Genomic DNA, 5,816 nt, shown 5'->3' with positions numbered 1-5,816 from the left:
GCTGTATCGGTCCTTGCTGAAGTTGCGGAAACCATCAGCCAGGGGCTCCAGCACGGCGAACGACTCGACATCGGTCTGCGCCTGCGAGGCATCGGCACGCCCCGGGCGGAACGCGACGTTGAGGTTGTGCCCCGCGTCCTTGGCCGCCTTTTCCACCGCAGCGGCCCCAGCCAGGACGATCAGGTCGGCGAGTGAAATCTTCTTCCCACCTGTATTGAACCCGGCCTGGATCTGCTCCAGCGCCGCCAGCACCTTGGCGGTGCCTTCGTTGGCCCGCCAGTCTTTTTGCGGGGCCAGGCGCAAGCGGCCGCCATTGGCCCCGCCGCGTTTGTCCGAGCCACGGAAGGTCGACGCCGCAGCCCACGCGGTAGCCACCAGTTCGCCAACCGTCAGGCCCGACGCCAGCACCTTGGCCTTGAGCGCGGCAATGTCCTGCTCGTCCACTAGCGGGTGGTCGACCTTGGGAATCGGGTCTTGCCACAGCAGCTCTTCGTTGGGCATTTCCGGGCCCAGGTAGCGCGCCAGCGGGCCCATGTCGCGGTGGATCAGTTTGTACCAGGCGCGAGAGAAGGCATCCGCCAATTGCTCCGGGTTGTCCTTGAAACGCCGGGCGATGGGCTCGTAGATCGGGTCGAAGCGCAGCGCCAGGTCGGACGTGAGCATCGACGGGGCATGGCGCTTGGCCGGGTCGTGGGCATCAGGCACGGTGCCTGCCCCTTTGCCCTCTTTCGGCCGCCATTGGTGCGCGCCCGCCGGGCTCTTGGTCAGTTCCCACTCGAAGTTGAACAGGTTGTTGAGGTACTCGTTGCTCCAGCGGGTCGGGGTCGAGGTCCAGGTCACTTCCAGGCCGCTGGTGATGGTATCGCCGCCCTTGCCGGTACCGAATTTGTTGGGCCAGCCCAGACCTTGCAATTCAAGGCCTGCGGCTTCGGGCTCGGGGCCGACGTTGTCGGCAGGGCCGGCGCCGTGGGTTTTGCCGAAGGCGTGGCCGCCGGCGATCAACGCCACGGTTTCTTCATCGTTCATGGCCATGCGGCCGAAGGTGTCACGGATGTCCTTCCCCGAGGCGACCGGGTCAGGGTTGCCTTCAGGCCCTTCCGGGTTCACGTAGATCAAGCCCATCTGCACGGCGGCCAGCGGGTTTTCCAGGTTGCGCTCGCCACCCAGGTCGCGGCTTTCTTCCTCCGGGCGCTTGGCAGGTTCGGCGACCAGGTCGCCCTGCCCTGGCGGCTGGGCCTTGACCTGTTCCTTGCCATAGCGGGTATCACCGCCCAGCCAGACCTTTTCCGAGCCCCAGTACACGTCTTCGTCCGGCTCCCACACATCGGCGCGCCCACCCGAAAAGCCGAAGGTCTTGAACCCCATGGATTCGAGGGCGACGTTGCCGGTGAGCACGATCAGGTCGGCCCACGAAATCTTGTTGCCGTATTTCTGCTTGATCGGCCACAGCAGGCGCCGGGCCTTGTCCAGGCTGACGTTGTCCGGCCAGCTGTTGAGCGGGGCGAAGCGCTGCTGCCCAGCGCCCGCGCCACCGCGGCCATCGCCAATACGATAAGTACCGGCGCTGTGCCAGGCCATGCGGATGAACAACGGCCCATAATGGCCGAAGTCTGCGGGCCACCAGTCCTGCGAGTCGGTCATCAGGGCGCTGAGGTCTTGCTTGAGGGCCTGGAAGTCAAGGCTCTTGAACGCCTTGGCATAGTCGAAGTCCGGGTCCATCGGATCAGATTTGGAGGAATGCTGGTGAAGAATTCTCAGGTTGAGCTGGTCAGGCCACCAGTCACGGTTGGTGGTGCCGCCACCTGCGGTTTGATGGAACGGGCATTTCGATTCGTTCGACATCTGCGGGTACCTTTGGGTCGGTTATCCAGATTTCCGGTCTATGCCAGGTGTTCTTTCAGCCGAGCGTGTGGGCTCGTGCTACCCCTCATCAGGTCTACACGGGGCTTGCGAAGCTGTCACGGCGGGTTGGCGCGGTCTTGCACGCAGGTGCTGACAGGCCGCCCGCTCGCGGAATTCGCGGGGCCAGGGGAAAGACTAGCCGAGCTTGGGCAGAGTTCTAATAGAGTGGCTGTTGCGTGCTGATAGGCTGGCTCTTTCACTGCGGTGCGTACCGCCGCCAACACCCCCGCACATCCATACAAGGCACACGGGGCTGCGCCGTGCTTCAATACACCGCCCTGCCTTTCACTCCGGAACCCGAGCCCTCATGAACCGCAACGACCTGCGCCGCGTCGACATGAACCTGCTGGTGCTGTTCGAAGCCTTGATGATCGAACGCAACCTGACCCGGGTCGGCGAAAAGCTGTTCATCACCCAGTCCACGGTCAGCGCCGCCCTCGCCCGCCTGCGTGAACTGTTCGACGACCCGCTGCTGATTCGCAATGGCCGGGCCATGGAGCCCACGCCAAGGGCCATGCAGATCTTCGCCGAACTTGGCCCGGCCATGGACGTGATTTCCGCCGCCATCAGCCGTGCTCGCGAATTCGAGCCGGCAAACAGCTGCAACGTGTTCCGCCTCGGCCTGTCCGACGATGCCGAGTTCGGCCTGTTTCCGGCCCTGCTGCAGGCCCTGCGCGAAGAAGCCCCGGACATCAGCGTGGTGGTGCGGCGGGCCAACTTCCTGCTGATGCCGGGCCTGCTGGCCAGCGGCGAGATATCGGTGGGCGTGAGCTACACCACCGACCTGCCGGCCACCGCCAAGCGCCGCAAGCTGCGCGACATCGGCGTGCGAGTGCTACGCGCCGACGACCGCCCGGGGCCGCTGACCCTTGATGAATACTGCGCCCGCCCGCATGTGATGGTGTCGTTCTCGGGCGACATGAGCGGCAACATCGACCTTGACCTGGCGCGCATCGGCCGTTGCCGTAAAGTGGTGCTGGCGGTGCCGCAGTTCGGCAGCCTGCGGGCCCTGCTGCGCAACACCGAGATGATCGCCACCGTACCGGACTACGCTGCCTGCGCCCTGGCCGACGACGGCAGCCTGCGCGCCGATCCGGCGCCGTTCGAGATCACCGAGGCCGAGCTGTCGATGGTCTGGAGCGGTGCCCAGGACAACGACCCCGCCGAGCGCTGGCTGCGCGAGCGAATTTTGCAGTTCATGGCTGCAGGCCCCCAGCCGTCATAGCGATAGAGGCTTTTATTTGCGCCGCTGCATCCAGGCCGCCCCCAGTCCACTGAGGCAGATGATGGAAATCCCCACCAGACTCAGCGTATCCGGCACCTGGCTGTACACCACCAACCCCAGCAACCCGGCAAACACGATCTGGCAATAGCTGAACGGCGCCAGCAATGCCGGTGCCGCATGCCGGAAGGCCTGGGTCAGCAACAGGTGCGCAGTCATGCCGAAGCCGCCCAGTGCCAGCATCAGCAGCGCATGGTCCCAGCGCGGCACTTCCCAGAAGAACGGCACCAGCGCACTCATCACCAGGGTATTGCACAGCCCTGCATAGAAGTTGCTGGTGGTCGGGCTGTCATGGGCGGCCAGGATGCGCGTGAGCAGCTGATAAAAGCAGAAGCCCAGTGCCGAGCCGAACGGGTACAGGATCGCCGGCGTGAACATCGCCCCACCCGGGTGCACCACCACCAGCACGCCGATAAAGCCCATCACCACTGCCACCCACTGCCCTACCGTCACCCGCTCCTTCAGCAGCGGCGCCGACAACGCCGTCACCAGTACCGGGGCCAGGAAGTTGACCGCCGTGGCCTCGGCCAGCGGCAGGTACTGCAGGCCAGTGGTGAACAGCAGGCTTGTGCTCAGCAGGCTCAGTGCACGCAGCGTCTGCAACAGCGGACGACGGGTGCGCAGCACATTGAGGCCCGACTTGGGCAGGAAGATGCCGGCCATCAGCAGCGTATGCACCACATACCGCGCCCACACCACCATGATGATCGGGTACAGGCCGCCGAGGAATTTGGACAAGGCATCGTGGCTGGCGAACAGGAACGTCGCCACCACCACCAGGCCAATGCCACGCAGGGGTTGGTTGACGCCGGACAGCGGTGTACTGGAACTCATGGCTCTCTCGATGACGGCGCGGCAGGTTGCAACGCCCAGGGAAGGCCGCACAGGCCTGGCCTGGCGGATGCAACTGCTCGGATTCTAGAAGAGATAGCCCAGCATAAGGAAGTTCAAATGCCGCTTGTCCAGGCCAATTGCATTTTCTGTTCGCTGATCGACCACTTTGCGCTGCGAACGCATGGCCCGCACCGCGCTGATCGCCGACCATCGAGCGCCACCCTGCTCAACCCTACAAGGAATTTACATGCAAAGGCTCACCACCCGTAACGGCCTGGACCTGCCTGCGATCGGCCTTGGCACCTGGCCAATGACCGGCGCCGAATGCACCCAGGCCGTGCGCCAGGCGCTGGACCTGGGTTACCGGCACCTCGACACCGCCACCGCCTATGAAAACGAAGCCGCCGTCGGCCAGGCCCTGCGCGACAGCGACGTACCGCGCGAGCAGATCCACCTGACCACCAAGGTGTGGTGGGACAAGCTGGAGCCCAAGACCATGCGTCAGTCGCTGGAGGACAGCCTGCGCGCCCTGGGGACCGAGCAGGTGGACCTGTTCCACATCCACTGGCCTGGCCAGGACTGGGATCTGGCCCGCAGTATCGACACACTGGTAGCGCTGCGCGACGAGGGCAAGGCACGCCATATTGGCGTGGCCAACTTCCCGCTGGGGCTGCTGCGCCAGGTGGTGGAAAGCCTGGGGGCCCCGCTGTCGGCGATCCAGGTGGAATACCACGTGCTGCTCGACCAGCAACCGCTGCTCGACTACGCCCGCCGCCACGACCTGTTGCTCACCGCCTACACCCCGCTGGCCCGTGGCCAGGCGGCAGCACAGCCGGTGATCCAGGCGATTGCCCGCAAGCATGGCGTGCTGCCCAGCCAGGTAGCGCTGAGATGGTTGCTGGAGCAGGACGGCGTGGCGGCAATCCCCAAGGCCAGCAGCCGCGAAAACCAGCTGGCCAACCTGGCGGCCCTGCAGGTGCAGCTGGATGACGAGGACCGCGCGGCGATTGCCGGCTTGCCGAAGGATCAGCGGGTGGTGAGCCCGGTATTTGCGCCAGACTGGAACAGCTAAGCTGCCTCGCCCACCATCTGAAACCTTAGGAGATTGCCCAGCCCATTGGGCTGCGCTGCCGCGCAGAGTACTGATGCTGGGCGCTCCGCGTAGCGCCGCGAAGAATTCAACGCGGCGCATGGCACCGGCTGCGCCCAATTACCTCACCCCCGGCAGCCCCTGAAAACTCGGCAGGATGCTCAGGCACCCCGGAATATGCCTGCATGCCTTGGCCCCGGCCGACTCCGGCGCCGCGGAGGCCAGCAAGGTGAAGCCGATGATCAGCACCACGGACAACGGTACGCAGTAAACCAGCAAGCTCTGCAATTTCATGGCAAGCACCCTCGGTCTGCATCCCCGCCAGCTGCACTGGCGGGGCCTTGCGCCACTCAGCGCTCGTCCACGGTGACAATCTCGCGCCGCTCGGCCATGCTCGCCGGCACTTGGTCCTCGTCGGTGAAGAACTGCTGGTACCACTCGCGCAACTGGTACACCGGGCCGTCGTTCTCGGCCAGCACCGGCTTGTCGATGCGGGCCTTGTGCTTCCAGATGTCAACGTCCTGGTAGAACGAGGCGCGGTTGCCCATGACATAGGCCTTGGCGATTTCGCTGTTCTGCTCCTCGGTCCAGCCCGGCACGCGCTTGACCATGCAACCGAAGCGCAGCACGAAACTGTCGGGGCCCACCGGCACGTGGCTGTTGAGCAGAATGGCATGCACCCGCACATCACCGAACATCGAGCTCAGC

At 65.0% G+C, this 5,816-nt stretch carries 5 protein-coding genes and 1 pseudogene; 2 read left to right on the top strand and 4 right to left on the bottom strand.

Annotated features, from left to right (window positions below):
- Positions 1–1,842, bottom strand: a 1,842-nt coding sequence (gene katG, locus HP547_RS26810) for a catalase/peroxidase HPI (RefSeq protein ID WP_172288436.1), incomplete at its 3' end; no start/stop codon positions are given.
- A gap of 367 nt (positions 1,843–2,209) precedes the next feature.
- On the opposite strand from katG, the gene HP547_RS26805 reads away from it, so the two are divergent.
- Positions 2,210–3,127, top strand: a complete 918-nt coding sequence (locus HP547_RS26805) for a LysR family transcriptional regulator (protein ID WP_172227549.1) — start codon at positions 2,210–2,212, stop codon at positions 3,125–3,127.
- Between the two features lie 12 nt (positions 3,128–3,139).
- Here HP547_RS26805 and HP547_RS26800 read toward each other — a convergent pair whose 3' ends face one another.
- The gene (locus HP547_RS26800) at positions 3,140–4,018 is read right to left on the bottom strand and encodes a DMT family transporter (protein ID WP_172227547.1); all 879 of its coding nucleotides are present in this window, start codon (positions 4,016–4,018) and stop codon (positions 3,140–3,142) included.
- Positions 4,019–4,265: 247 nt separating this feature from the next.
- Between HP547_RS26800 and HP547_RS26795 the strand changes: the two genes are divergently transcribed.
- Positions 4,266–5,090, top strand: coding sequence for an aldo/keto reductase (locus HP547_RS26795; protein WP_172227545.1), 825 nt, complete (start codon positions 4,266–4,268; stop codon positions 5,088–5,090).
- A gap of 138 nt (positions 5,091–5,228) precedes the next feature.
- Here HP547_RS26795 and HP547_RS26790 read toward each other — a convergent pair whose 3' ends face one another.
- Both HP547_RS26790 and HP547_RS26785 read right to left on the bottom strand, forming a co-directional pair.
- Positions 5,229–5,402: a hypothetical protein gene (locus HP547_RS26790; protein ID WP_172227543.1), complete on the bottom strand. Its 174-nt coding sequence runs from the start codon at positions 5,400–5,402 to the stop codon at positions 5,229–5,231.
- A 56-nt stretch (positions 5,403–5,458) separates the two neighbouring features.
- A pseudogene (locus HP547_RS26785) lies at positions 5,459–5,816 on the bottom strand (3-ketosteroid-9-alpha-hydroxylase); the annotation flags it as partial.

It is taken from the genome of Pseudomonas sp. CM27 (assembly GCF_013179515.1).
Taxonomy (GTDB): domain Bacteria; phylum Pseudomonadota; class Gammaproteobacteria; order Pseudomonadales; family Pseudomonadaceae; genus Aquipseudomonas.
Note: the sequence above shows the minus strand (reverse complement) of the source record. Positions and strands in the feature narration are given on the sequence as shown.